Raw genomic sequence first — 23,603 nt, 5'->3', positions numbered from 1 at the left:
GTGTGCCCCGGCGCGGCGACAGGAGCGTGATGCCGCGGAACTACCGTTTTTGGATTTGTTAAGGCACAGGACGACAGCTCAGCACGAAGGCGTCGCGCCAAAATCGCTGCTTCCTCGAATGGCTGTCCTACAACGTTCCCCGCTGATAGATATAAGACGCCATCGCCGCGCCTGCTCTTTGAACCGTTGAGATCAACCATCGAATGCCGGTCACGCACAGGACCGCACAATCGCACGTTCAGGCGTCAATTCTGTCAAGACTCACCATCGCAAGGAGGGGGCTGCCAACGGTGTCGACCGCCGCACAGCCCCCTCGCCGTCTCAGAACAGCGCCTTTGCGGTTGGCTCACCCATCATCTGCTGGCGGACCAGCGGGATCGGCGGGCCGCCGTAGCTCAGGAACTGGTCGTGGAACGCCTTCCACGCCTTGCGTCCGCCGCGGCTGGCGGTCCAGTCGGCGCGCAGCTTGCGGATCATCAACTTGCCCATCGTATAGTTGAGATAGGCGGGGTCGTAGGTGCCGCGTGCCGCCTGCTGCCGCGAATTGCCTTCGTCCTGATAGCATTGCTCGCGGAACATCTTGAGGCTCTGGTCCTGCGTCATGCCGCGCGCATGCAGCCCGATCGCCGACAGGAAGCGGCAGTCGCGCAGCAGCGCGTTGCTGATCTGCCCGACATGCGTCTCGGCATCGCCGTTGTTCAGCCCCGCCTCCCACATCATCTCCTCGGCATAATGCGCCCAACCTTCGGCGAAGGCATAGCCGACGAACAGCCGGCCGAAGAGCGACGGCGAGCGGTTGGCGTGGAGAAACTGGACGAAATGCCCGGGCATGACTTCATGCACCGAGGTGAACAGCAGGTCCGCCTTGCCCGGCACGAACGCGTCCTGCGTCTTCTTGTCCCACGCCGGATCGGGCGGCGAGATGTAGTAGACCGAGGGGATGCCCTTATCGAACGGCCCCGGCGGATCGATATAGGCGCTGTTCTGCCGGTTGTAGGGCGGGCTTTCCTCGACCTTCGCCTCCTCCGTCCCCGGGATGGTGACGAGGTCGTTCTTGATGACGAAGGCGCGCAGCGTCGGGATCTGGCGCCGCGCCTCGGCCACCGGGCCGTCCGGCGCCTTGTTGGCGCCCATCTTGTCGATGCACTGGGGGATCGTCTGCCCGGGCGCGAATTGCGCGCAGGCCGCGGCGAGCGCCTGCTGGTTGCGCTTCAGGTCGGCGCGCCCCGCCGCCTCCAGCGTTGCGAGCGGCGTGTCGACGCCCTCCGTCGCCGCAATCATGCGCTGGAAGCGATCGGCGCCGAGCGCGAAATTGCCGGTCGCGCTGCCCTTCTGGCTCGCCACCCAGCCGCCGAGATCGCGCATCGCCTTGCTGGCGTTGGCGGCGGCGACGTCGAGCTGCCCCTGCAGGTTCGCGTCCTTTACCCCGGCAAACGCCTTTTTCGCATCGCCGACGTAATAGTCGGCGAAACCGTTGAAGCCGGCGGTGCCATAATCGACGAAGGACCGCGGCATCGGCGTCTTCAGATTGGCGCGAATGTTGGCGACCGCATCGGGGACGCGGGTGAGGAAGGCGATCAGCGCCTTCATCCGCGTCGGCGCATCGGCATAGGGCCGCGCGATATAGACGTTGGGATCGAGCCCGCCGCCGACATAATAGGCCGGATTGGTATGCGGCTGGTCGGCATCCTCCAGCCAGAACAACTTGCCGCGCGCGACCTGCACCAGATAGTCGCGCTCGAACCGCTCCTCCGGCTTCAGATCGGCGTCGGCGAACCCCTTCGCCTTGTCGATCGCCTGATGCAGGAAGTCGCTCTGCCGCTTCAGCCCCGCGGCGCTCCAGTCGGGCAGCTGACCGTCGAAATCGTGCCGGCCCTGATAGACGGCATTGGCCGGATCGAGCTTGAACCAGCCTTCGATGAAGCCGTCGCGGAACTGCGCCCAGCGGCTCTTCGCCATGCCGGCCGGCGCCGCCGCCGGCGCCGCTGCGGCGCTCTGATTGTTGTCCGCCTCGTGTACATTCACCTGACAGGCCGCCGTCGCCATGGCGAGCGCCGTCAGGGATGCCGCTACCCTCAATCGCATATCGTCTCCTGATTCGTATCGCGTCGGATGCTGGCACCGTTGGTACGGTTGCGCCAGCCCGCCAGCGGGAACGGCGGCGAGGACGGGCTCGTTGAAGCGGAGGGCGGTGAAGCCACGGAGAAACTGCAATGCCTTACGTCAAGACGCGCGACGGCACCGACATCTATGTCAAGGATTGGGGCGAAGGCCGCCCGGTTGTGCTGCTGCACGGCTGGCCATTGTCCGCCGACAGCTGGGACCCGCAGATGATGGCGCTGGCCGACGCCGGCTTCCGCGCCATCGCCTATGATCGTCGCGGCTTCGGCCGCTCGGGCCAGCCATGGAGCGGCTACGACTATGACACGCTGACCGACGATCTGGCCGACGTGCTCGAGGCGACGGGCGCGACCGATGGCGTCACGTTGGTCGGCTTTTCGATGGGTGGCGGCGAGGTCGCGCGCTACATGAGCCGCCATGACGGCAAGGGTATCGTCGCCGCCGGCCTGATCAGCTCCGTCGTGCCGTACATGCTGAAGACCGACGACAATCCGCACGGCACGCCGGAAGAGACGCTGCAGAGCATCGGCGACGGCATCAAGCAGGACCGCGCCCACTTCTTCCGCCACACCTTCTTCAAGCAGTTCTTCGGCGTCGGCTATATCAGCTCGCCCGTCAGCGACGAGGTGCTCGACTGGGCGACCACAACCGCGATGATGGCGGGGCTGAAGCCGACTTTGGCCTGCGCGGAATCGTTCGGTCATACCGATTTCCGCCCCGATCTCGCCGCCTTCCGCGTGCCGACGCTGATCATCCACGGCACCTCCGACCAGACGGTGCCGATCGACGCCGCCGGCCGGGCCGCGGCGGTCGGCATCGCGGACAGCCAGCTGGTCGAATATGACGGCGCGCCGCATGGCCTGTTCGCCACCGAGGGCGACCGGCTGACCAGCGATCTGCTGACCTTCCTGGGGCGTTGAACAACGTCCCGTCATCCCCGCTCAGGCGGGGATGACGAAGGCGGTGGTGACGTCTTGCCTGCTGCCCCAACCCGACTACAGTCCCGCCGCCCTGCCACCCGATCCCTGGAAGCGTCGATGACCGATCCCGAAATCTACCCGATCACCGGCGACTGGACGGACGCCAGCCTGACGCCCAAGCGCTACACCGACCTGTACGAAGCGGCGGCCAATGATCCGGGCGGCTTCTGGCTCGACCAGGCGAGCAAGCGGCTCGACTGGGTCACCGCGCCGACGATCGCCGGCGACTGGTCGTTCGCCAAGGCGGACTTTCACATCAAATGGTTCGAGGACGGCGTGCTCAACGTCGCGGCCAATTGCATCGACCGGCACCTCGCCAAGCATGGCGAGACCGTGGCGATCATCTGGGAGCCCGACGAACCGTCGGAAGAACCGCGCCACATCACCTACAACCAGCTCCACCGGGAGGTCTGCCGTTTCGCCAACGTGCTGAAGGGCCAGGGCGTCGGCAAGGGCGATCGCGTCACCATCTACATGCCGATGATTCCGGAGGCGGCCTATGCGGTGCTCGCCTGCGCCCGGATCGGCGCGATCCATTCGGTGGTGTTCGGCGGCTTTTCCGCCGACGCGCTCGCCGGCCGGATCGAGGATTGCGGCTCGACGATCGTCGTCACCGCCGACGAGGGCCGCCGCGGCGGCAAACGCATCAAGCTCAAGGCCTGCGTCGACGAAGCCGCGGCGCGCGCACCGACACTGCAGCGCGTGATCGTCGTCAAGGCGACCGGCGCCGACGTGGCGATGACCGATCGCGACATCTGGTATCATGAGGCCGCCGCCGCGGTCGGCACCGATTGCCCGGCCGAGCCGATGGGCGCCGAGGATCCGCTGTTCATCCTCTACACCAGCGGCTCGACCGGCAAGCCCAAGGGCGTGCTCCATACCAGCGGCGGCTATTTGCTGTGGGCGAGCATCACGCACCAATGGGCATTCGACTATAAGCCCGGCCAGGTCTTCTGGTGCGCCGCCGACATCGGCTGGGTCACCGGCCACACCTATATCCTCTACGGTCCGCTCGCCAATCGCGCGACGACGCTGATGTACGAAGGGCTGCCCAACTGGCCCGATGCCAGCCGCATCTGGCAGGTGGTCGACCGGCACAAGGTCCACGCGCTGTTCACCGCCCCCACCGCGTTGCGGGCGCTGATGAAGGAAGGCGACGGCTCCGTCACCCGCACCGATCGCTCGAGCCTCAAGGTGCTCGGCTCGGTCGGCGAGCCGATCAATCCGGAGGCGTGGCGCTGGTATCACGACGTCGTCGGCGGCGGCCGCGCCCCGGTGGTCGACGCCTGGTGGCAGACGGAAACGGGCGGCATCATGATCGCCCCCCTGCCCGGCGCGATCCCGATGAAGCCGGGTTCCGCCTCCAAGCCATTGCCCGGCGTCACGCCGCAGCTGGTCGACGAGAAGGGCTCGCCACTGGTCGGTCAGGCGGAGGGCAATCTCTGCATCATCCAGAGCTGGCCGGGCCAGATGCGCACCGTCTGGGGCGATCACGATCGCTTCTTCCAGACCTACTTCACCACTTACGAGGGGAAGTATTTCACCGGCGACGGCTGCCGCCGCGACGCGGACGGCTATTACTGGATCACCGGCCGCGTCGACGACGTCATCAACGTCTCGGGCCACCGGATGGGGACCGCCGAGGTCGAGAGCGCGCTGGTGCTGCACGAGGCGGTCGCGGAGGCCGCGGTCGTCGGCATGCCGCACGACGTCAAGGGTCAGGGCATCTACGCCTATGTGACGCTCAACAGCGGGCAGCAACCGACGGACGAGTTGCGCGAGACGCTGAAGCAATGGGTGCGCCGCGAGATCGGCCCGATCGCCACCCCTGACAAGCTGCAATTCGCCCCCGCCCTGCCCAAGACGCGCTCGGGCAAGATCATGCGCCGCATCCTGCGCAAGATCGCGGAAGGCGGTACGGGCAGCCTCGGCGACACCTCGACCCTCGCCGATCCGGCGGTGGTCGACGATCTGGTGGCCAATCGGGTGGGGTGATACGCGCCGCCATCACTGACCAAGGAGTTGGGGGCCGGAAGGCCGCCGACGCCCACTTCGTCATTCCCGCGGAGGCGGGAATCCAGAAATGCTGACCTGGCGGATGACCTAGGAACCTGCGTATCTGGGTCCCCGCCTGCGCGGGGATGACGAGCTATTCGAGCATCGTCCCGACCACCACCCCACACATCTCAGCCCAACAGACGCAATCAGCGCACCCCCTCGTCGACGTCCGCCTCTTCCTCCGCGCCGACGCCGTCGTCGAGCGCCGCCTCGTCGCGCGCGAGATCCTCGGCATCCTCGGCGAAGATGCCGAAACGCGCCGCGACGTCCGGCGCATAGCGCAGCAGATCGGGCCGCAGCTTCAGCAAGCTGAGGTCCTTGGCCTTGCCCTCCATCATCACGTCGAACACAAGCCCCTCGGCATCGCGCATGAAGCGGGCGAATTCGAACGGATTGGTGAAGTCGGCATGGCCGGTCCACACCGGCGGGCGCAGCACGGTCTTGACCCGCGCGTTGTCCTTGACCGGTGCCTTGGTCACTTCACCTTTCCGGACCGCCTTGCCGCTCGCGCGCTGCTGCGCAGTGATCTTCTGCTTCACCTCGCGCATCTCGGTGCGTGGGCTGGAGAAGTGGATCTTCGGCCGCACGCCCTCGGGCCAGCTCGCCATGAACCGTTCCAGCGTCTCGCGCATGTCGAGCCGCTCCGGGTTGAGGCACCAGAAGTGCTGATAGTCGAAGATCAGCCGGACGCCGGTACGCTCGTGGATCCACAGCACGTCCGCGGCCGAGAACCGCAAGTCGTCATTCTCCAGCACCAGCCGCCGCCGGACATGATCCGGGCATTGCTCCCAGCCCGCGATCCACCGCGCCCGGCTTGCCTCGCGATCGTCGTAGACGCCGCCGACATGGGTGACGACCACCGCCTCGTCGTCGAGCTCCATCCGCTCGAGCATTTCCGACTGGCTGGCGAGGTCCCAGATGCTCTTCTTGGTCAGCGCCGCATCGGGGCTGTTGAGCAGGACATATTGCGACGGGTGGAACGACAGCCGGATGTCGAGCGCCCTCGCCTTGGCGCCGAACGCCTTCAGCTCCGCGTCGCTCTCCGCGACCATGTCATGGAACTGCGGCAGGTCGGGATGCGTCGCATAGGGTGCGAGATCCGACGACAGCCGGTACATGTGCAGATCCTCGGCGGCGAGATAGTCGAGGATGCGGTCGACCTCCTCCAGCGACGCCTTGAGGTGCGGCCCCTTCTGCCAGCGGCGGGTGTCGTTGCTCTTGAAGTCGGGCCGGCCCATCACCTTGACGGGAAAGCCGAGCCGCAGCGGGCGATCGGGATCGGTCATCGCGGGTGAACGAGCGTCAGCGCGGGCGGTTGCGCGACATGACATCGCCGCCTACCGCCTACCTGTCACCCGGGACATGTTCCGGCATGACGGGTGAGGTGCACAAGGGAGAGGCCATGAGAATCGCGAACAGGCTCTGCTGGATCGCTCTCGCCCTGCTCGGCGCCGGCGCGCTCGGCCTTGTCGCGCTCCACCGCGGCGAAAGCGTCAACGCGCTGTGGATCGTCGTCGCGGCGGTGTGCGTCTACCTCATCGCCTACCGCTTCTATTCGCTCTACCTCGCCAAGGTCGTCGTCGGCCTCGACCCCGCCCGGCCGACGCCGGCGGTCCGTCACCCCGACGGGTTGGACTTCGTGCCCACCGACCGCCGCGTGCTGTTCGGCCATCACTTCGCCGCCATCGCCGGCGCCGGGCCGCTGGTCGGCCCCGTGCTCGCCGCGCAGATGGGGTACCTCCCCGGCATGCTGTGGATCCTCGCCGGCGTCGTGCTCGCCGGCGCGGTGCAGGACTTCATGGTGCTGTTCATCTCGATGCGCCGCGACGGGCGTTCGCTCGGCGAGCTGATCCGCATGGAGATGGGCGCGGTGCCCGGCACGGTGGCGCTGGTCGGCGCCTTTGCGATCATGGTCATCATCCTCGCCGTGCTCGCGCTGATCGTCGTGCGCGCGCTGGCCAACAGCCCCTGGGGCCTGTTCACCGTCGCCGCGACCATCCCGCTCGCGCTGCTGATGGGCATCTACACGCGCTGGATCCGGCCGGGTCGGATCGGCGAGGTGTCGCTGCTCGGCCTCGTCGGGCTGATCCTCGCTATCGTCTACGGCCGCGATGTCGCCGCCTCCGCCATCCTCGCGCCGCTCTTCACCTACACGCCGGTGCAGCTCTGCTGGATCCTGATCGGCTATGGCGCGATCGCCTCGCTGCTCCCCGTCTGGCTGCTGCTCGCGCCGCGCGATTATCTGTCGACCTTTCTGAAGATCGGCGCGATTGCGGCGCTGGCGATCGGCATCGTCGTGGTGATGCCCGCCATGCGCATGCCGGCGCTGACCCGTTTCGTCGACGGCAGCGGCCCGGTCTGGTCGGGATCGCTCTTCCCCTTCCTGTTCATCACCATCGCCTGCGGTGCGGTCTCCGGCTTCCACGCGCTGATCGCCAGCGGCACCACGCCCAAGCTGATCGCAAGCGAAGGCGATGCGCGCTTCATCGGCTATGGTGCGATGCTGATGGAAAGCTTCGTCGCGATCATGGCGCTGATCGGCGCGTCGATCATCGATCCGGGCGTTTATTTCGCGATGAACAGCCCCGCGGCGGTGGTCGGCACGGACGCCGCCAGCGCCGCCGCCGCGGTAACGGCGATGGGCTTCCCGATCGACGCCGCAGCCCTCGCGCAGACCGCCCGCGACGTCGGCGAGACGACGATCATCAGCCGTGCCGGCGGCGCGCCGACGCTGGCGGTCGGCATGGCGCACATTTTCAGCCGTATCATCGGCGGCCGCGAGATGATGGCTTTCTGGTACCATTTCGCGATCCTGTTCGAGGCGCTGTTCATCCTGACCGCGGTCGATGCCGGCACCCGCGCCGGGCGGTTCATGCTGCAGGATCTGATCGGCCTCGCCGTCCCGTCCTTCCGCAACGCGACCTCGTTCGTGCCCGGCCTCGTCGGCACCGGCCTGTGCGTCGCCGCCTGGGGCTTCTTCCTCTACCAGGGCGTCACCGATCCACTCGGCGGGGTGAACACCTTGTGGCCGCTGTTCGGCATCTCCAACCAGATGCTCGCGGCGGTCGCGCTGCTGCTCGCCACCGTCGTGCTGTTCCGGATGAAGCGCGAGCGCTACGCCTGGGTGACGCTGGTGCCGACCGCCTGGCTGATCGCCTGCACGGTCAGCGCCGGGCTGCTCAAGCTGCTGTCGTCCGATCCGCGCGTCGGCTTCCTCGCGCATGCACGCCGCTTCGCCGATGCGCTGGCGCGCGGCGAAACGCTTGCGCCCGCCAAATCGCTCGCCGAAATGCGCCGCATCGTGTTCAACGACCGCGTCGATGCCGCTCTGTGCGCGCTGTTCCTTGCCGTGGTGGCGACGATCATCGTCTACGCCATCCGCACCTGCCTTGCGGCGCGGCGGATGCCGGCGCCGAGCGTCAACGAAATTCCGGCGGCGGCATGAGCATCTGGTCGCTCGTCGCCGACACCGCGCGTGCGATGGTCGGTCAGCCGTCCTACCGCGCCTATGTCGACCATATGGCCGCGCATCATCCCGACGCGCCGGTGATGACCGAGGCGCAATTCTTCCGCGACCGGCAGCAGGCGCGCTACGGCGGCCGCGGCGGCGGGCGATGCTGCTAGGCGATCAGCCGATCGCGAGCAGCGCCGTGCAACAGAGCACGACCGCGGTGCCGCTCATCCAGCACAAAGACCGGAAGCTGCACGCGCACACATGGGGATCCATCCATTCCATGGCACCTCTCCATCCCGTTCTGCGACGGTATGGAGCGGAGCCTATCACGACCGGATCGGCACAAAAAGACAGCGATGCCGACTGATTGCCGTGCGTGCGGGCCTTCAGCCGTTCGCCGCCTGCGCCTCCGGTTCGTGCGCGCGCACCTGGGCGAGCGCCACCGCCTCCATCTTCGCAAGTTCGCTCAGCGTCGTGTCGAGCGCCTGACGCTGCTGTTCCAGTTCCTCGATCCGCTCGCGGCAACGCCCGGCGAGCGCGCGCATCTGCTCGAGATGCTGCGGATCGGCGTCGTACAGGTCGAGGAATTCCTCGATGTCCTTGAGCGAGAAGCCAAGCCGCTTGCCGCGCAGGATCAGCTGCATCCGCGCGATCTCGCGCCGACGGTAGACGCGCGTCGTGCCGATTCGGCACGGCTCGATCAGCCCGCGATCCTCGTAGAAGCGCAACGTGCGGGGCGTGATACCCAGCCGATCGGCGACCTCCTGTATCCCCTGAAGTTCGGAACCCTCCTCCATCATCCCTCCGTTACGGCTTATCGCGCCGCTTTTTGCAATTCCTCTTCGACCAGCTCCTTCTTGGACAGCTTGCCGATCAACGTCTTGGGCAAAGTCTCGCGTATCTCGATCTCGCGGGGAAGCTCGATCTTGCTCACCTTGTCGCGCAGGAAGTCGCGTAGCTCAATGGCGGTCACCGCCCCGGCTTCGGACAAGGTGACGAACGCCTTGGGGCTCTGGCCGCGATGCGCGTCGGGTACACCGATCACCACCGCCTCGGCGACGGCGGGATGTTCGTACAGCGCTTCCTCGATGACGCGCGGATAGACGTTGTAGCCGCCGCACAGGATCATGTCCTTGATCCGGTCGACGATGAACAGATAGCCGTCCGCGTCGAGATAGCCGACGTCGCCGGTGCGCAGCGCGCCGTCGGCGAAGGCACCTTCGGTCTCCGCCGGCTTGTGCCAATAGCCGCTCATCACCTGCGGCCCGCGCGCGCAGATCTCGCCCTTCTCGCCTTGCGGCATGATCCGCGTCGGGTCCTCGCGATCGCGGATCTCGATCGTCGTGCCCGGAAAGGGCAGCCCCGCCGAGCCTTCCTTGTTGACCCCGGCAAAGGGGTTGCAGGTGATGATCGGCGACGCCTCCGACAGGCCATAGCCCTCGACCAGCTTGGCGCGGGTGCGCTGTTCGAACAGGTGGCGGACCTCGATCGGCAAGGGCGCGCCGCCGGAGATGCAGACCTTGATCGTCGACAGGTCCGGCACCTTGTCGTCGCCAAGGTTGGCGAGCGCATTGTAGATCGTCGGCACCGCCGGGAAATAGGTCGGCCGCGTCCGCTTCAACGTGGCGAGCAGCTGCTTCATCTCGAAGCGCGGCAACAGGATCATCTCCGCCCCGACCAGCGTCGAGAAGGTCAGCACGTTGGTCAGCGCGAAGACGTGGAACAGCGGCAGCACGCCGAGCACGCGGTCCTGGTCCGCCGTCTCGCCGCCGACATGGACCAGCATCGCATCGGTATTGGCGACGATATTGGCATGGCTCAGCATCGCCGCCTTGGGCAGGCCGGTGGTGCCGCCGGTATATTGCAGCACCGCGGTCTCATCGGGATCGACGGTGACCGCGGCGGGCGCCCCGCCCTTGGCCATCAGGTCGGCAAAATAGAGATGCGACGCGCTGCGTGGCGCCCGGCCGATCTCCTTGCGCTTGAACAGCCGGTACAGGATTTTCTTCACCGGCGGCAGCGCGTCGGCGATCGGGCAGGTGACGACGTGGCGGATGCCGGTCTCCCCCGCAACCTTCAGCACCCGCGCCTGGATCTCGGCGAGGTCGCAGGTGACGATCACCTCCGCCCCCGAATCATGGATCAGATGCGTCAGCTCGCGCTCGACGTAGAGCGGGTTGACGTTCACGACGATCCCGCCCGCCTTCAGCGTCGCGAAGAACAGGATCGGATAATACGGCGTGTTGGGCAGGCACAGCGCGACCCGCGTGCCCTTGACCACGCCGAGCGCCTGTAGCCCGGCCGCCGTCCGATCCACCTGCGCCGCCAGCGCGCCCCAGGTCGTCGTCGCGCCGAGGAAATCGATCGCCACCCGCGCCGGAAAGCGCCCGGCCGACTGCTCGAGCAACGCGCCCAGCACGCGGGGTCGCTCGATCAGCGGTGCGCCCCTCATCACGGCCAGCGCGCGGTGCGCAGGGTCCGCGACGGCATCGCTCGGCATCCCGGTCATGTCTGTCCTCTCGCTTATCGGGCCGGTCGACGCAGCTTGTCGATCCGCCCCACTTGACGTAATGGGAAGCTATCGCACCTATACGGTACTTCGCAAGGCCGACGCAGCACGATTGCTGTATTTCGAGAGGATCCCATGACCAACGTCGTCATCGCCGGTTACGCCCGCTCGCCCTTTCACCTCGCCGGCAAGGGGGCGCTCGCCCGCGTCCGGCCGGACGATCTCGCCGCACAGACGATCCGCGGCCTGATCGAGAAGACCGGCGTCGACCCGTCCGAGATCGAGGACATCATCCTCGGCTGCGCTTTCCCGGAGGGCGAACAGGGCCTCAACGTCGCGCGGATGATCGGGTTGCTCGCCGACCTGCCGCTGTCGGTCGGCGGCATGACGGTGAATCGCTTCTGCGGATCGTCGATGAGCGCGATCCATATCGCGGTCGGCCAGATCCAGATCGGCGCCGGAGAGGCGTTCATCTGCGCCGGGCTCGAATCGATGAGCCGGGTGCCGATGGGCGGCTACAACCCCCTGCCCAACCCCGCGCTCGCGAAGAAGAACGCCGGCGCCTATATGGGCATGGGCGACACGGCGGAGAACGTCGCGCAAAAGTATCAGATCACCCGCGCCGAGCAGGACGCCTTTGCGGTGAAGAGCCAGCACAAGGCCGCCGCCGCGCGCGCCGACGGTCGCCTCGCCGACGAGATCGTGCCGATCCAGACCAAGGCCGGCGTGGTCAGTGAGGACGGCACCATCCGCCCCGACACCAATGTCGAGGCGCTCGCCGGCCTCAAGCCCGCCTTCAGCCAGGACGGTTCGGTGACTGCCGGCACCTCGTCGCCGCTGACCGACGGCGCCTCGACGGTGCTCGTCACCTCGGAGGAGTTCGCCAACACGCACGGCCTCAAGATCCTCGCCCGCATCAAGTCGGTCGGCGTGTCGGGCATCGAGCCGGAGACGATGGGACTCGGCCCGATCAGCGCCTCGCAAAAGGCGCTGCAGCGCGCCGGACTGTCGGTGGCCGATCTCGACGTGGTCGAGATCAACGAGGCCTTCGCCAGCCAGGCGATCGCCTGCATCCGCGACCTCGGCCTCAAGGACGAGACGATCAACAAGGACGGCGGCGCGATCGCTATCGGCCATCCGCTCGGCGCCACGGGCGCGCGCATCGTCGGCAAGGCGGCGGCGCTGCTGGAGCGCGAGGGCGGGAAATATGCCCTCGCCACCCAGTGCATCGGCGGTGGCCAGGGCATCGCCACGGTTCTGGAGCGCGCGTGACATGAGCGACACCATCAAGAAGGTATGCGTGATCGGCGCCGGCGTGATGGGCGCCGGCATCGCCGCGCAGATCGCCAACGCCGGTATCCCGGTGCTGCTGCTCGACATCGTTCCCAAGGACGGCGACGACCGCGACGCGGTCGCCAAGGGCGCGGTCGCGAAGATGCTCAAGACCGACCCCGCCCCCTTCATGTCGAAGGCGGCGGCGAAGCTGGTCGAGACCGGCAATATCGACGACCATCTGCCTCGCGTCGCCGAATGCGACTGGATCGTCGAGGCGATCGTCGAGCGGCTCGACATCAAGCAGGCGCTCTATGCCAAGCTCGAACAGCTCAAGCGTCCCGGCACTGCGGTCAGCTCGAACACCTCGACCATTCCGCTTGGGGCTTTGGTCGAAGGGCGGTCGGATCAGTTCAAGGCGGACTTCCTGATCACCCACTTCTTCAATCCGCCGCGCTACATGCGGCTGATCGAGATCGTGCGGGGCGAGCACACCGACGCCGCCGTGGCCGAAAAGGTCGAGGATTTCGTCGACCGCTTCATGGGCAAGCGCATCGTCCGCGCCAAGGACACGCCGGGCTTCATCGCCAACCGCATCGGCACGTATTGGCTCGCCGTCGCGATCAACGCGGCGATGGACCAGGGGCTAACGGTCGAGGAGGCGGACCAGATCGGCGGCCGGCCGATGGGCGTGCCGAAGACCGGCATCTTCGCGCTCGTCGACCTCGTCGGTGTCGACTTGATGCCGCTGCTGTCGAAGAGCCTGTCGTCGACGCTGCCGGCGGGCGACCCCTATTTCGACACCGTCCGGCCGATGCCGCTGGTCGACAAGATGATCGCGGAGGGCTTCACCGGCCGCAAGGGCAAGGGCGGCTTCTACCGTTTCGACAAGGCGACCAAGACCAAGTTCGCGCTCGACCTCGCCACCGGCGATTATCGCCCTGAGGCGAAGCCCGAGAAATTGCCGTCGGCGGCGGAGAAGGACCTGTCCACGCTGATCGCGCTGCCCGGCAAGGCCGGCACCTATGCCTGGGAAATCCTCGGCAAGGTGCTGAGCTATGCCGCGTCGCTGGTCGGCGAGGCGGCGGACAACGTCGTCGCGATCGATGACGCGATGAAGCTCGGCTACAATTGGAAGTTCGGGCCGTTCGAGCTGATCGACCGGCTTGGGCCCGGCGCGCTCGCCGACCGCCTGCGGGCCGAGGGCCGCGCCGTGCCGCCGATCCTGGAAACGGCGGGCACGCGTCCCTTCTACCGGGTCGAGAACGGCACGCGCCAGTTCCTGGGCGCGGACGGCGCCTATCATGACGTCGTGCGCGGCGAGGGCGTGCTGCTGCTCGAGGACATCAAGCTGCGCAGCGAGCCGCTGCTCAGGAACGGTTCGGCGGCATTGTGGGACGTCGGCGACGGCGTCGCCGCACTCGAGTTCACCACCAAGATGAACGCGCTCGACGAACAGATCATGCAGCTGATCCAGAAGGCGATTCCCGTGGTGAAGGCGCAGTTCAAGGCGCTGGTCATCTACAACGAGGGGTCGAACTTCTCGGCGGGCGCGAACCTCGGTCTCGCCATGTTCGCGGTCAACATCGCCGCCTGGGGCGAGGTGGAGAAGCTGATCGCCGCCGGGCAGGCCGCGCTCAAGGCGCTGAAATACGCGCCCTTCCCCGTCGTCGCCGCGCCCGCGGGCATGGCGCTGGGCGGCGGCTGCGAGGTCGTGCTCCACGCCGACGCGGTGCAGGCGCATGCCGAAAGCTATATCGGCCTGGTCGAATGCGGCGTCGGCCTGCTGCCCGGCTGGGGCGGCAACGGCGAACTCCTCGACCGGATGGCGAAGGCGCCGATGATGCCGAAGGGGCCGATGCCTGCCGTCGCCAAGGCGTTCGAGACGATCTCGACGGCGCAGGTGTCGAAATCCGCCGCGCTGGCCAAGGAAATGATGTTCCTGCGTGCCAGCGACGGCATCACGATGAACCGCGACCGCCTGCTCGCCGATGCCAAGGCGAAGGCGCTGAGCCTAGTCGACGGCTATGTCGCGCCGGAGAAGCCGACCTTCCACCTGCCGGGCGAAAGCGGCCGCGTCGGCATCGCAGGCGTCGTCGACGGCTTCCGCAAGAAGGGCATGGCCACGCCCTACGACGCCGTGGTGTCGGACCGATTGGCGACCGTGCTGACTGGCGGCGATGCCGATCTGGTCGACACGGTGACCGAGGACCAGCTGCTCAAGCTGGAGCGGCAGGCGTTCATGGCCAGCGTCAAGGACGGCCGCACCCAGGCACGGGTCGAGCACATGCTCGAGACCGGTAAGCCGCTGCGCAACTGATCGCATGCCCTTCCGTCCCCGCGGCGGAAGGGCATCAGAGGATAGAGGACGACGATGCAAGTCTACACCGCCCCGTTGCGCGACATGCGCTTCGTGCTGCACGAGCTGTTCGCCGACGACCAGTTCGCCAATCTGCCCGCGCATGCGGACTTCACCCCCGACCTGCTCGACGCGGTGCTGGAGGAAGGCGCGCGCATGGCACAGGAGGTCTTGCTGCCGCTCAACGCCAGTGGCGACCTCGAAGGGTGCCGGCTGGAAAACGGCGTCGTCCGCACGCCCGCCGGCTTCAAGGCGGCCTATGATCAGTTCCGCGAGGGCGGCTGGGCGGCGCTCGCCTCGGCGCCCGAATGGGGCGGCCAGGGCCTGCCGGAAAGCCTCAACAAGCTGGTCGAGGAGATGATCTGTTCGGCCAATCTGTCGTTCAGCCTCTATCCCGGCCTGACCCACGGCGCGACCACGGCGATCGAGGGCCATGCGTCCGAGGATCTGAAGCGGGCCTATCTGCCCAAGATGGTCAGCGGCGAATGGTCGGGGACGATGTGCCTGACCGAATCGCATTGCGGCACCGATCTCGGCCTGCTCCGCACCAAGGCGGTGCCGCAGGACGACGGCAGCTACAAGGTGAGCGGCGCGAAGATCTTCATCTCGTCGGGCGACCACGACCTGACCGACAACGTCGTCCACCTCGTCCTCGCCCGCCTGCCCGACGCGCCGGCCGGCGTGCGTGGCATCAGCCTGTTCCTGGTGCCGAAATATCTGCCCGACGCCGCCGGCAATGCGGCCACCGCCAATGGTGTCAGCGTCGCCGGCATCGAGCACAAGATGGGCCTGAAGGCGTCCGCCACCTGCCAGATGGTGTTCGAGGATTCGACCGGCTGGCTGGTCGGCGAACCCGGCAAGGGCCTCGCCGCCATGTTCACGATGATGAACACCGAGCGCGTCTCGGTCGGCATCCAGGGACTCGGCATCAACGAGATCGCCTACCAGTCGGCGGTCGCCTACGCCAAGGACCGGTTGCAGGGTCGCAGCCTCGCCGGCCCGGCGCGCCCGGACCTGCCCGCCGACCCGATCATCGTCCACCCCGACGTGCGCCGCAGCCTGATGACGATGCGCGCCTATGCGGAAGGGTGCCGCATGCTCGGCCAGTGGGCCGCCCGCGCGCTCGATGCGGAAAAGCACGCCGACGATCCCGAGCTGCGCCAGCGCGCCGCCGACTTCGTCGCGCTCGTCACCCCGGTGGTCAAGGCGCTGTTCACCGACCTCGCCTTCGACGCGGCGAACCATGGCGTCCAGATCCACGGCGGCCACGGCTATATCCGCGAAACCGGCGTCGAGCAGTTCGTCCGCGATGCGCGCATCTGCCAGATCTATGAAGGCACCAACGGCGTCCAGGCGCTCGACCTCGTCGGACGCAAGATGCCCGCGCACATGGGTCGCCAGCTCCGCCCCTTCTTCCACGCCGTGGCCAATTTGTGCGAGCAGATGGCGGGCGTGCCCGACAAGGCGCTCGCCGGCATGACCGCCGGCCTGCAGCAGGCGTTCGGCGCGTTGCAGCTGTCGACCGCGACGATCGCGCAAAAGGGCATGAAGGACCCGGAGGAGGCCGGCGCCGCCGCCACGGACTATCTGCGCCTGATGGGCCTGGTCGGTATCGGCCATTGCTTCCTCAAGGCGGCGAAGATCGCCACCGACCGCCTCGCCGAGGGCAGCGACGACGCCGCCTTTTATCGGGCCAAGCTCGCCACCGCCGGCTTCTTCTTCGACCGCATCCTGCCGCAGGCGACCGCGGCCTTTCTCGCGATCAAGACCGGCAAACGTTCGACCATGGCTCTGGAACTGGAGGCATTCTGACGGTTTTGCAGGGTTGACAGCGCCGCCACCGCGACTAGGCCGGCCGGTGACTGCCGTATAGGGCAGCCGGCTCGCCATTAGGTCGATCGACTGACGTGGCGTGCCGGTAAGACGATCGCAAGCATGCGGCGTCCAGGACCAAGGTCACTGTTCGCCCCCGCGGCTGTTAGCGGGGGCAATGTCCGGAGAGGAGTTTCATCATGTCCCTGCTTCTGCTTGGCGCCTTGCTCGCCGCCGCCCCGGCCGCCGCCCCGTCTGCGGATTCCGCGATCGGTACCTGGAAGACCGAGACGCGCGGCGGCGTGGTCGAGATCCAGCGCTGCGGTCCGTCGATCTGCGGCCGCCTCGTCACCTCCGAACTGCTGCGCACCCAGCCGGACCTCAAGGACACCAAGAATTCCGACCCCAAGCTGCGCAACCGCCCGCTCAAGGGGCTGCTGCTGCTCAGCGGCTTCAAGGCCGACGGCGACGCCTGGACCGGCGGTTCGATCTACAAGGCCGACGAGGGCAAGACCTACAAGGCCACCGTCACCCCGATCGACGCCAACACGCTCAAGGTGCGCGGCTGCATCTTCGTCCCGCTCTGCAAGACGCAGACCTGGACGCGCCTGCGCTGATCCCTCTTTTTCGATGACAACCAAAGGGTATTACCATGTCTCTGCGTAACAAGGTCGCGCTGACCGCCACCGCTTTGCTCGCCTCGGCCGGCTGGAGCGCCGCCGCGCACGCCCAGGCCTTCTACCTTCAGGAACAGTCCGCCCGCGGCGCCGGTCGCGCCTTTTCGGGCGAGGGCGCCGATACCGGCGCGCAGTCGCTGTGGTGGAATCCGGCGTCGATCGCCGGTATCGACCGCGCCGAAGCGGCGATCCAGGCCGCGGTGATCCTGCCCAAGGGCTGGGTCAACAACAACGGCACGGTGATCTGCCGCCCGGCGGGGGTGAGCTGCGCCAATCCGGCCAATTACCGCCCGGTCGGCGGCGACCAGAGCGCCAAGGACCCGATCAACAACGGCGTGCTGCCGTCGGGCGCGGTCGCGGTGCCGTTCGGCGACAAGGTCGCGGTCGGCCTGGCCGTTACCTCGCCCTATAGCTTCACCACCGATTATGCGCCGACCAGCTGGACCCGCTACAGCGCACTGCGCACCAAGTTGCAGACGATCGACCTGCAGCCGAGCCTGGCGATCGCGCCGACCGACTGGCTGCGCATCGGCGGCGGCGTCAATGTCGAGCACGTCTATGCCAGCCTCGGCAACGCGCTGCCCAACCTGACCTCGACGACCGACGGGCGCCAGAAGCTGGAAGGCGACGGCTGGGATCTCGGCTGGTCGGCCGGCATGCAGATGCACAACAGCTGGGCGACGATCGGCGTCAGCTACAAGTCCCGGATCAAGCACACGCTGACCGGCGATCTGACGATCAGCGGCCTGGTCGGCCCGCTCGCCGGCCAGAATGCGACGCTTTCCGACCTGAAGGCGACCTTCTACACGCCGGCGCAGACGATCGTCTCGGGCCGCTTCAAGCTCGCCTCGCCGCTGACCTTCAACGCCCAGATCGTGCGCTATAACTGGAGCAAGTTCGACGCGATCCGCCTCGGCTCGCCGCTCAACGTCGCGCTGCCGGAGAACTACCGCGACAGCTGGAGCCAGGCCGGCGGCTTCGACTATATGGTCTCGCCCGCGCTGACCCTGCGCGCCGGTGTGCAGCATGCCAACACGCCGACCCAGAACGGTCTGCGCGACGCACGCGTGCCCGACGCGGACCGCTGGAACTACGGTGCCGGCGGCACCTTCCAGCTGACGCCGCGGATCGGCATCGACTTCGCCGGCAACTACGTCGACTTCAAGGATGCGTCGATCGACCGTGTGACCGCCGCCTATGCCGGCACCGCCGCGCAGACGCCGGTGCTGACCAACGGCACGCTGACCAACGCCCATGCTTTGGTCTTCTCTCTCGGCGCCCACGTCGGCTTCTAAGTCCGGAAGGCCCTTCCCGGCGGGAGGGGCCTGACACCGATCCTCCCCGCTCGCGGGGAGGTGGCAGCGCACCGGCGCTGACGGAGGGGGCTCGCCACGCAGCGCAACGCCCGCGGACACCCCCCTCCACCGCCTGCGGCGGTCCCCCTCCCCGTGTCGGGGAGGGTTGCCGTCCAACACCATTCCTCTCCGCTCGCGGGGAGGTGGCAGCGCGCCAGCGCTGACGGAGGGGGCTCGCGACGCAGCACAACGTCCGTAGCGCCTCCCGCTGAAATCGTGAATGCGGCGAACCGCGATCGCCTCTCGATAAGTCACCCGACCTTCCCTATATCCCCCTCACCGCCGCGACAGACGACGCAACCTCCCGGGAGAGCCGGCCGTTCGGGCTCCGCCACCGTCAGGGAAATTTCCGTCCGTTGCAGTTCCATCTCCCCAGCGCTCTCGATCCCCGCCAGTATCTGCGCCCGCGCCGGCGCGGCATCGCCTCCGTCAACGCGGAGGTGCGCGACGGCATCGTGCCCGCCGGCAACGCCATCGCCCAGACCCGCGACGAGGACGACGGCGTCGTCCCGATCCGCAACTACCGCACGGTCGCGCTGATCATCGCCACGGCGATGTTCATGGAGAATCTCGACGCCACCGTGCTCGCCACCGCCTTGCCGACGATGGCCCGCGACTTCGGCGTGCGCGCGCCGGAGATGAGCATCGCGCTCACCTCCTATCTGCTCGCGCTCGCCATGTTCATCCCCGCTTCCGGTACGATGGCCGACCGGTTCGGCGCGCGCACCGTGTTCCGCGCCGCAATCGGACTATTCGTCGCCGGTTCGCTGGCCTGCGGTCTCGCCCCGACCCTGCCGCTGATGGCGGTCGCCCGCTTCGCGCAGGGCATCGGCGGCGCGATGATGATGCCGGTCGGCCGGCTCGTGCTGCTCCGCTCGGTCGCCAAGCGCGACATGGTGTCGGCGATGTCGTGGCTGATCATGCCGGCGCTGATCGGCCCGATCGTCGGTCCGCCGCTCGGCGGCTTCATCGTCACCTATCTCGACTGGCGCTGGATCTTCTGGCTCAACCTGCCCATCGGAATCGCCGGCATCTGGCTGGTCGGCCGGTTCATCGCCGATATTCGCGAGGATCGCCCTCACCCCTTCGATCCGGCCGGCTTCGTGCTGTCGGGTATCGCGCTCGGCTGCCTGCTGATGGGGTTCGAGATGGCGAGCCGCAGCGGCGAGGGGCGTCTCGCCGCGACATTGATCGCCGGCGGGGCGATCGCCGGCGCGCTCTACCTGCGCCATGCCAAGCGCACCGCCCACCCGATCCTCGATGTCGCGCTGATGCGCGTGCCGACCTTCCGCCTCTCGGTGATCGGCGGCTCGCTGACCCGCATCACCCAGGGCGCACAGCCCTTCCTGTTACCGCTGATGATGCAGCTCGCCTTCGGCCTGTCGGCGGCGCAGAGCGGCGCGATGACCGTCGCTGGCGCGATCGGCTCGTTCGGCATGAAGGGCGTCGCCCGCCGCATTCTCGCCCGCTTCGGCTTCCGCAACAGCCTGATCGTCATGGGCGTGCTTGGCACGCTCGCCTATGCCACTTGCGGCCTCTTCCGCAGCGACTGGCCGCTGTGGGCGGTGTTCGCCGTGCTGGTCGTCTCCGGCTTCCTGATGTCGTTTCAGTTCACCGCCTACAATACGATCGCCTATGACGAGATCGACAAGGCACGGATGAGCGCGGCGACCAGTTTCTATTCGACCTTCCAGCAGCTGATGCTGTCGCTCGGCATCTGCGCCGGCGCCACGGCGCTGCACGCGTCGATGGCGTGGAGCGGCCGGTTGCGCCCTGCCTTCCCCGATTTTTCCGTCGCCTTCTGGACGGTGACCGCGATCTCGCTGTGCGCGGTGCTGGTCAACGCCCGGTTCAAGCGGGATGCGGGGGCGGAGCTGACCGGTCAGGCACCGCCGCCGGTGGCAAAGCCCAGCCGTCGGGATCGATCCGCGACTGCATGAAGTCGACGAACGCCGCCACCGCCGGCCGCACTCGCGGCGCCGGCAGGTGGACGGCATGGACCGCCGAATCTGTCGACCCCTCCCACGGCACCAGCACCCGCACCAGCCGCCCCTCCGCCAGCAGGTCGCCGACGTCCCAGATCGACCGCAGCGCGATGCCCGCACCGTCCAATGCCAGTTCGCGCACCATCTCGCTCGAATTGGTCGCCACCGCGCTCGGTCGGTCGATCGTCGCCGCCGTACCGGGCGCGACCAGCCGCCAGGGCATCTGCCCGTCCGCCGCCAGCAGGCGGTGCGCGGCGAGCGCATCGATCGACGTCGGCACACCCCGTTCGGCAAGATAGCGCGGCGCCGCGCACAGCACGCGCCGACTCGTCGCCAGCCGATGGCCGACCAGCGGCGGCCTGACCGACGGCGCGATCCGTATCGCCACGTCGACCCCCGCCGACGCCAGATCGACAAAGCCGTCGTCCAGATCGATGCGCAGCGCCACCGCCGGATAGGCGCGCAGGAACGAGCCGAGATGCGGTGCGAGATGCAACCGCCCGAACGACGTCGGCGCACTCACCGTCAGCCGGCCGGCGGGTGCCGCCGTTTCCCCCGCGATCCGCGCCTCCGCCTCGCGCACCGCGGCGCGCACCGGGATCAAATCGTCGCGGAACTGCGCGCCCGCTGGGGTCAACACCAGCCGCCGCGTCGTCCGGTGCACAAGCCGCACGCCCAGCCGCTGCTCCAGCCGCGCCAGCCGCTTCGACGCCATCGCCGGCGAGATGCCAATCGCCCGCGCCGCCGCCGACAGGCTGCCCGCCTCGGCGACCAGTGCGAAGAGATCATAGTCGGGATCGAGCGGCATTGTTTCCTTAATGGAACAGGAGCTTCAACATCTTCGCCCCTACCGCACAAGTTGCCGCGACACTATGCTCGGCATCGCTGAACGAGGGAGGTTCCATGTTGTCGATGGTCGCGCGCGCCGGGTTGCAGGTCGATCCCGGCTTCGTCGCCTTTCTCGAATCGGAGGCGCTGCCCGGGAGCGGTGTCGCACCCGGCGCCTTCTGGGACGGCCTCGCCGACCTGTTCGCGCGCTTCACGCCCGACAATCGCGCGCTGCTCGCCGAGCGCGACCGGCTGCAGGCCGCGATCGATGCGCGCTATCGATCTGGTGCCAGCGCCGACGAAGGCTTTCTGCGCGGAATCGGCTATTGCCGGCCCGAACCCGACCCCTTCACGATCGATCCGCAGGGTGTCGATGCCGAGGTCGCCGCGATCGCCGGACCGCAGCTGGTCGTGCCGATCCTCAATGCCCGCTTCCTGCTCAATGCCGCCAATGCCCGCTGGGGCAGCCTCTACGACGCGCTCTACGGCAGCGACGCAATCCCCGGCGCCGCGGCCGGCGGCGGCTACGACCCCGTCCGCGGCGCGGCGGTGATCGCATGGGCCAAGGCGTTCCTCGACGAGGCGCTGCCGCTCGCCGACGGCTCCTGGGCGACGCTGACCGGCGATCCGATCCTCGCCGACCCGAACGCCTTCGTCGCGCGAAGCGACAAGGTCCTGCTGTTCCGCCACCACGGCCTGCATATCGAGGTGGTGATCGACCGCGACCATCCGATCGGCCGTGACGATCCCGCCGGCATCGCCGACGTGGTGCTGGAAAGCGCGGTGACGACGATCTGCGACCTCGAGGATTCGGTCGCGGCCATCGACGGACCGGACAAGGTGTCCGCTTACGCCAATTGGCTCGGCCTGATGCGCGGCGATCTGTGCGCGAAGTTCGAGAAGAATGGCCGCAGCCTGACGCGCCGCCTCGCCGACGACCGCCGCTACACCGGCTTCGACGGCACCCCGCTGACCCTGCCCGGCCGCAGCCTGCTGTTCGTCCGCAACGTCGGCCATCTGATGACCACCCCCGCCGTGCGCCTCGCCGACGGTTCGGAAGCACCGGAGGGCATCCTCGACGCCGCCGTCACCAGCCTGATCGCGCTCCACGATCTCCGCGGTCCCCGCCGCAACAGCCGCGCCGGCTCGATCTATATCGTCAAGCCGAAGATGCATGGCCCGGAGGAGGCGGCGTTCACCGACCGGCTGTTCGACGCGGTCGAGGACCTGCTCGGCCTCGCCCGCCACACGATCAAGGTCGGCCTGATGGACGAGGAGCGCCGCACCAGCGCCAACCTCGCCGCCTGTATCGCCGCGCTGCGCCACCGCATCGTCTTCATCAACACCGGCTTTCTCGACCGCACCGGCGATGAGATCCACACCGCCATGCACGCCGGCCCGGTGATCCCGAAAGCGGCGATGAAGACCAGCGCCTGGATCGCCGCCTACGAGGATCGCAACGTCCAGATCGGCCTCGCCTGCGGCTTCGGCGGCCGCGGCCAGATCGGCAAGGGCATGTGGGCCGCGCCCGACCGCATGGCGGACATGCTCGCCCAAAAGGGCGCCCACCCGCAGAGCGGCGCGACCACCGCCTGGGTCCCTTCGCCCACCGCCGCGACGCTGCACGCCACCCATTACCACCGGACCGATGTGGCGGACCGCCAGCGCGCCCGCACCGCGGAAGCCATTGCCCCCCTCGACGCGCTGCTGACCCCGCCGCTCGCCACCGGCCGCAACTGGTTGCGCGAGGAGGTCGAACGCGAACTCGACAACAATGCCCAGGGCATCCTCGGCTATGTCGTCCGCTGGATCGACCAAGGGATCGGCTGCTCCAAGGTGCCCGACATCCACGACGTCGGCCTGATGGAGGACCGCGCCACCTTGCGCATCGCCTCACAGCATATCGCCAACTGGCTGCGCCACGGCGTCGCCGGCATCGCCGATGTCGAGGCAGCGCTGGGCCGCATGGCAGCCAAGGTCGATGCCCAGAACGCCGGCGATCCGCTCTACCGGCCGATGGCACCCGATCCGGACGGCAGCATCGCCTTCCAGGCCGCCCGCGCGCTGGTCCTCGAGGGCGTCGACCAGCCGAATGGCTATACCGAACCGCTGCTCCACCGCTTCCGGGCGCAGCGCAAGGCGGCGGATGCGCCGCGGCAGGCTGATACGCTCTTGCCCTGACCGCCCGTGTCG

At 68.0% G+C, this 23,603-nt stretch carries 16 protein-coding genes; 11 read left to right on the top strand and 5 right to left on the bottom strand.

Going from position 1 to position 23,603, the window contains the following annotated elements:
- Positions 1-321: 321 nt before the first annotated feature.
- Complete coding sequence (locus D9601_RS05130) at positions 322-2,085, bottom strand: DUF885 domain-containing protein (protein ID WP_443024697.1); 1,764 nt, start codon at positions 2,083-2,085, stop codon at positions 322-324.
- A 128-nt stretch (positions 2,086-2,213) separates the two neighbouring features.
- On the opposite strand from D9601_RS05130, the gene D9601_RS05125 reads away from it, so the two are divergent.
- Together D9601_RS05125 and acs are read left to right on the top strand one after the other, a co-directional pair.
- On the top strand, positions 2,214-3,041 hold the full coding sequence (locus D9601_RS05125; protein ID WP_198352792.1) for an alpha/beta fold hydrolase: 828 nt from the start codon (positions 2,214-2,216) through the stop codon (positions 3,039-3,041).
- Between the two features lie 117 nt (positions 3,042-3,158).
- Positions 3,159-5,096 (top strand): acetate--CoA ligase, encoded by a 1,938-nt coding sequence (acs, locus tag D9601_RS05120; protein ID WP_198352791.1) that lies wholly within the window; start codon positions 3,159-3,161, stop codon positions 5,094-5,096.
- Between the two features lie 209 nt (positions 5,097-5,305).
- Here acs and uvsE read toward each other — a convergent pair whose 3' ends face one another.
- Entirely contained in the window at positions 5,306-6,445 is a 1,140-nt protein-coding gene (gene uvsE, locus D9601_RS05115) for a UV DNA damage repair endonuclease UvsE (protein ID WP_232473822.1), read from the bottom strand.
- 116 nt (positions 6,446-6,561) lie between these two features.
- Between uvsE and D9601_RS05110 the strand changes: the two genes are divergently transcribed.
- Together D9601_RS05110 and D9601_RS05105 are read left to right on the top strand one after the other, a co-directional pair.
- Entirely contained in the window at positions 6,562-8,604 is a 2,043-nt protein-coding gene (locus tag D9601_RS05110) for a carbon starvation CstA family protein (protein WP_198352790.1), read from the top strand.
- Positions 8,601-8,783, top strand: coding sequence for a YbdD/YjiX family protein (locus D9601_RS05105; RefSeq protein ID WP_198352789.1), 183 nt, complete (start codon positions 8,601-8,603; stop codon positions 8,781-8,783). The genes D9601_RS05110 and D9601_RS05105 overlap by 4 nt, the downstream gene beginning before the upstream one ends.
- Positions 8,784-8,999: 216 nt before the next feature.
- Here the strand turns inward: D9601_RS05105 and D9601_RS05100 are convergent, their stop codons facing one another.
- Positions 9,000-9,413 carry a MerR family transcriptional regulator gene (locus D9601_RS05100; protein WP_443024696.1) on the bottom strand — a complete coding sequence of 138 codons (414 nt, stop codon included), beginning with the start codon at positions 9,411-9,413 and terminating at the stop codon, positions 9,000-9,002.
- Positions 9,414-9,427: 14 nt separating this feature from the next.
- Positions 9,428-11,122, bottom strand: a complete 1,695-nt coding sequence (locus tag D9601_RS05095; protein ID WP_443024695.1) for a long-chain-fatty-acid--CoA ligase — start codon at positions 11,120-11,122, stop codon at positions 9,428-9,430.
- A 135-nt stretch (positions 11,123-11,257) separates the two neighbouring features.
- On the opposite strand from D9601_RS05095, the gene D9601_RS05090 reads away from it, so the two are divergent.
- The 6 genes from D9601_RS05090 (at position 11,258) to D9601_RS05065 (ending at position 20,537) form a co-directional block, all read left to right on the top strand.
- A complete protein-coding gene (locus tag D9601_RS05090; protein WP_198352787.1) occupies positions 11,258-12,394 on the top strand; it encodes a thiolase family protein in 1,137 nt (378 codons plus the stop codon).
- A gap of 1 nt (position 12,395) precedes the next feature.
- Positions 12,396-14,714, top strand: coding sequence for a 3-hydroxyacyl-CoA dehydrogenase/enoyl-CoA hydratase family protein (locus tag D9601_RS05085; protein ID WP_198352786.1), 2,319 nt, complete (start codon positions 12,396-12,398; stop codon positions 14,712-14,714).
- A 54-nt stretch (positions 14,715-14,768) separates the two neighbouring features.
- Positions 14,769-16,565 carry an acyl-CoA dehydrogenase C-terminal domain-containing protein gene (locus D9601_RS05080; protein ID WP_198352785.1) on the top strand — a complete coding sequence of 599 codons (1,797 nt, stop codon included), beginning with the start codon at positions 14,769-14,771 and terminating at the stop codon, positions 16,563-16,565.
- 200 nt (positions 16,566-16,765) lie between these two features.
- Positions 16,766-17,182 carry a DUF2147 domain-containing protein gene (locus tag D9601_RS05075; protein ID WP_198352784.1) on the top strand — a complete coding sequence of 139 codons (417 nt, stop codon included), beginning with the start codon at positions 16,766-16,768 and terminating at the stop codon, positions 17,180-17,182.
- Positions 17,183-17,217: 35 nt separating this feature from the next.
- A complete protein-coding gene (locus D9601_RS05070; RefSeq protein ID WP_198352783.1) occupies positions 17,218-18,537 on the top strand; it encodes an OmpP1/FadL family transporter in 1,320 nt (439 codons plus the stop codon).
- Between the two features lie 458 nt (positions 18,538-18,995).
- Entirely contained in the window at positions 18,996-20,537 is a 1,542-nt protein-coding gene (locus D9601_RS05065) for an MDR family MFS transporter (protein WP_198353396.1), read from the top strand.
- Here D9601_RS05065 and D9601_RS05060 read toward each other — a convergent pair.
- A complete protein-coding gene (locus tag D9601_RS05060; protein WP_198352782.1) occupies positions 20,449-21,390 on the bottom strand; it encodes a LysR family transcriptional regulator in 942 nt (313 codons plus the stop codon). The genes D9601_RS05065 and D9601_RS05060 overlap by 89 nt on opposite strands.
- A gap of 104 nt (positions 21,391-21,494) precedes the next feature.
- On the opposite strand from D9601_RS05060, the gene D9601_RS05055 reads away from it, so the two are divergent.
- Positions 21,495-23,591 carry a malate synthase G gene (locus D9601_RS05055; protein ID WP_443024715.1) on the top strand — a complete coding sequence of 699 codons (2,097 nt, stop codon included), beginning with the start codon at positions 21,495-21,497 and terminating at the stop codon, positions 23,589-23,591.
- Positions 23,592-23,603: the final 12 nt, after the last annotated feature.

Origin of the sequence: Sphingomonas sp. MA1305 (genome assembly GCF_016107325.1) — a bacterium.
GTDB lineage: Bacteria > Pseudomonadota > Alphaproteobacteria > Sphingomonadales > Sphingomonadaceae > Sphingomonas.
Note: the sequence above shows the minus strand (reverse complement) of the source record. Positions and strands in the feature narration are given on the sequence as shown.

What these genes read in the sequence shown, in the direction of transcription:
- acs (WP_198352791.1), top strand. Translation starts at nt 3,159, where the DNA reads ATGACCGATCCCGAAATCTACCCGATCACCGGCGACTGGACGGACGCC.
- D9601_RS05125 (WP_198352792.1), top strand. Translation starts at nt 2,214, where the DNA reads ATGCCTTACGTCAAGACGCGCGACGGCACCGACATCTATGTCAAGGAT.
- D9601_RS05070 (WP_198352783.1), top strand. Translation starts at nt 17,218, where the DNA reads ATGTCTCTGCGTAACAAGGTCGCGCTGACCGCCACCGCTTTGCTCGCC.
- D9601_RS05080 (WP_198352785.1), top strand. Translation starts at nt 14,769, where the DNA reads ATGCAAGTCTACACCGCCCCGTTGCGCGACATGCGCTTCGTGCTGCAC.
- uvsE (WP_232473822.1), bottom strand. Translation starts at nt 6,445, where the DNA reads ATGACCGATCCCGATCGCCCGCTGCGGCTCGGCTTTCCCGTCAAGGTG.
- D9601_RS05130 (WP_443024697.1), bottom strand. Translation starts at nt 2,085, where the DNA reads ATGCGATTGAGGGTAGCGGCATCCCTGACGGCGCTCGCCATGGCGACG.
- D9601_RS05060 (WP_198352782.1), bottom strand. Translation starts at nt 21,390, where the DNA reads ATGCCGCTCGATCCCGACTATGATCTCTTCGCACTGGTCGCCGAGGCG.
- D9601_RS05110 (WP_198352790.1), top strand. Translation starts at nt 6,562, where the DNA reads ATGAGAATCGCGAACAGGCTCTGCTGGATCGCTCTCGCCCTGCTCGGC.
- D9601_RS05100 (WP_443024696.1), bottom strand. Translation starts at nt 9,413, where the DNA reads ATGATGGAGGAGGGTTCCGAACTTCAGGGGATACAGGAGGTCGCCGAT.
- D9601_RS05055 (WP_443024715.1), top strand. Translation starts at nt 21,495, where the DNA reads ATGGTCGCGCGCGCCGGGTTGCAGGTCGATCCCGGCTTCGTCGCCTTT.
- D9601_RS05075 (WP_198352784.1), top strand. Translation starts at nt 16,766, where the DNA reads ATGTCCCTGCTTCTGCTTGGCGCCTTGCTCGCCGCCGCCCCGGCCGCC.
- D9601_RS05090 (WP_198352787.1), top strand. Translation starts at nt 11,258, where the DNA reads ATGACCAACGTCGTCATCGCCGGTTACGCCCGCTCGCCCTTTCACCTC.
- D9601_RS05085 (WP_198352786.1), top strand. Translation starts at nt 12,396, where the DNA reads ATGAGCGACACCATCAAGAAGGTATGCGTGATCGGCGCCGGCGTGATG.
- D9601_RS05105 (WP_198352789.1), top strand. Translation starts at nt 8,601, where the DNA reads ATGAGCATCTGGTCGCTCGTCGCCGACACCGCGCGTGCGATGGTCGGT.
- D9601_RS05095 (WP_443024695.1), bottom strand. Translation starts at nt 11,122, where the DNA reads ATGACCGGGATGCCGAGCGATGCCGTCGCGGACCCTGCGCACCGCGCG.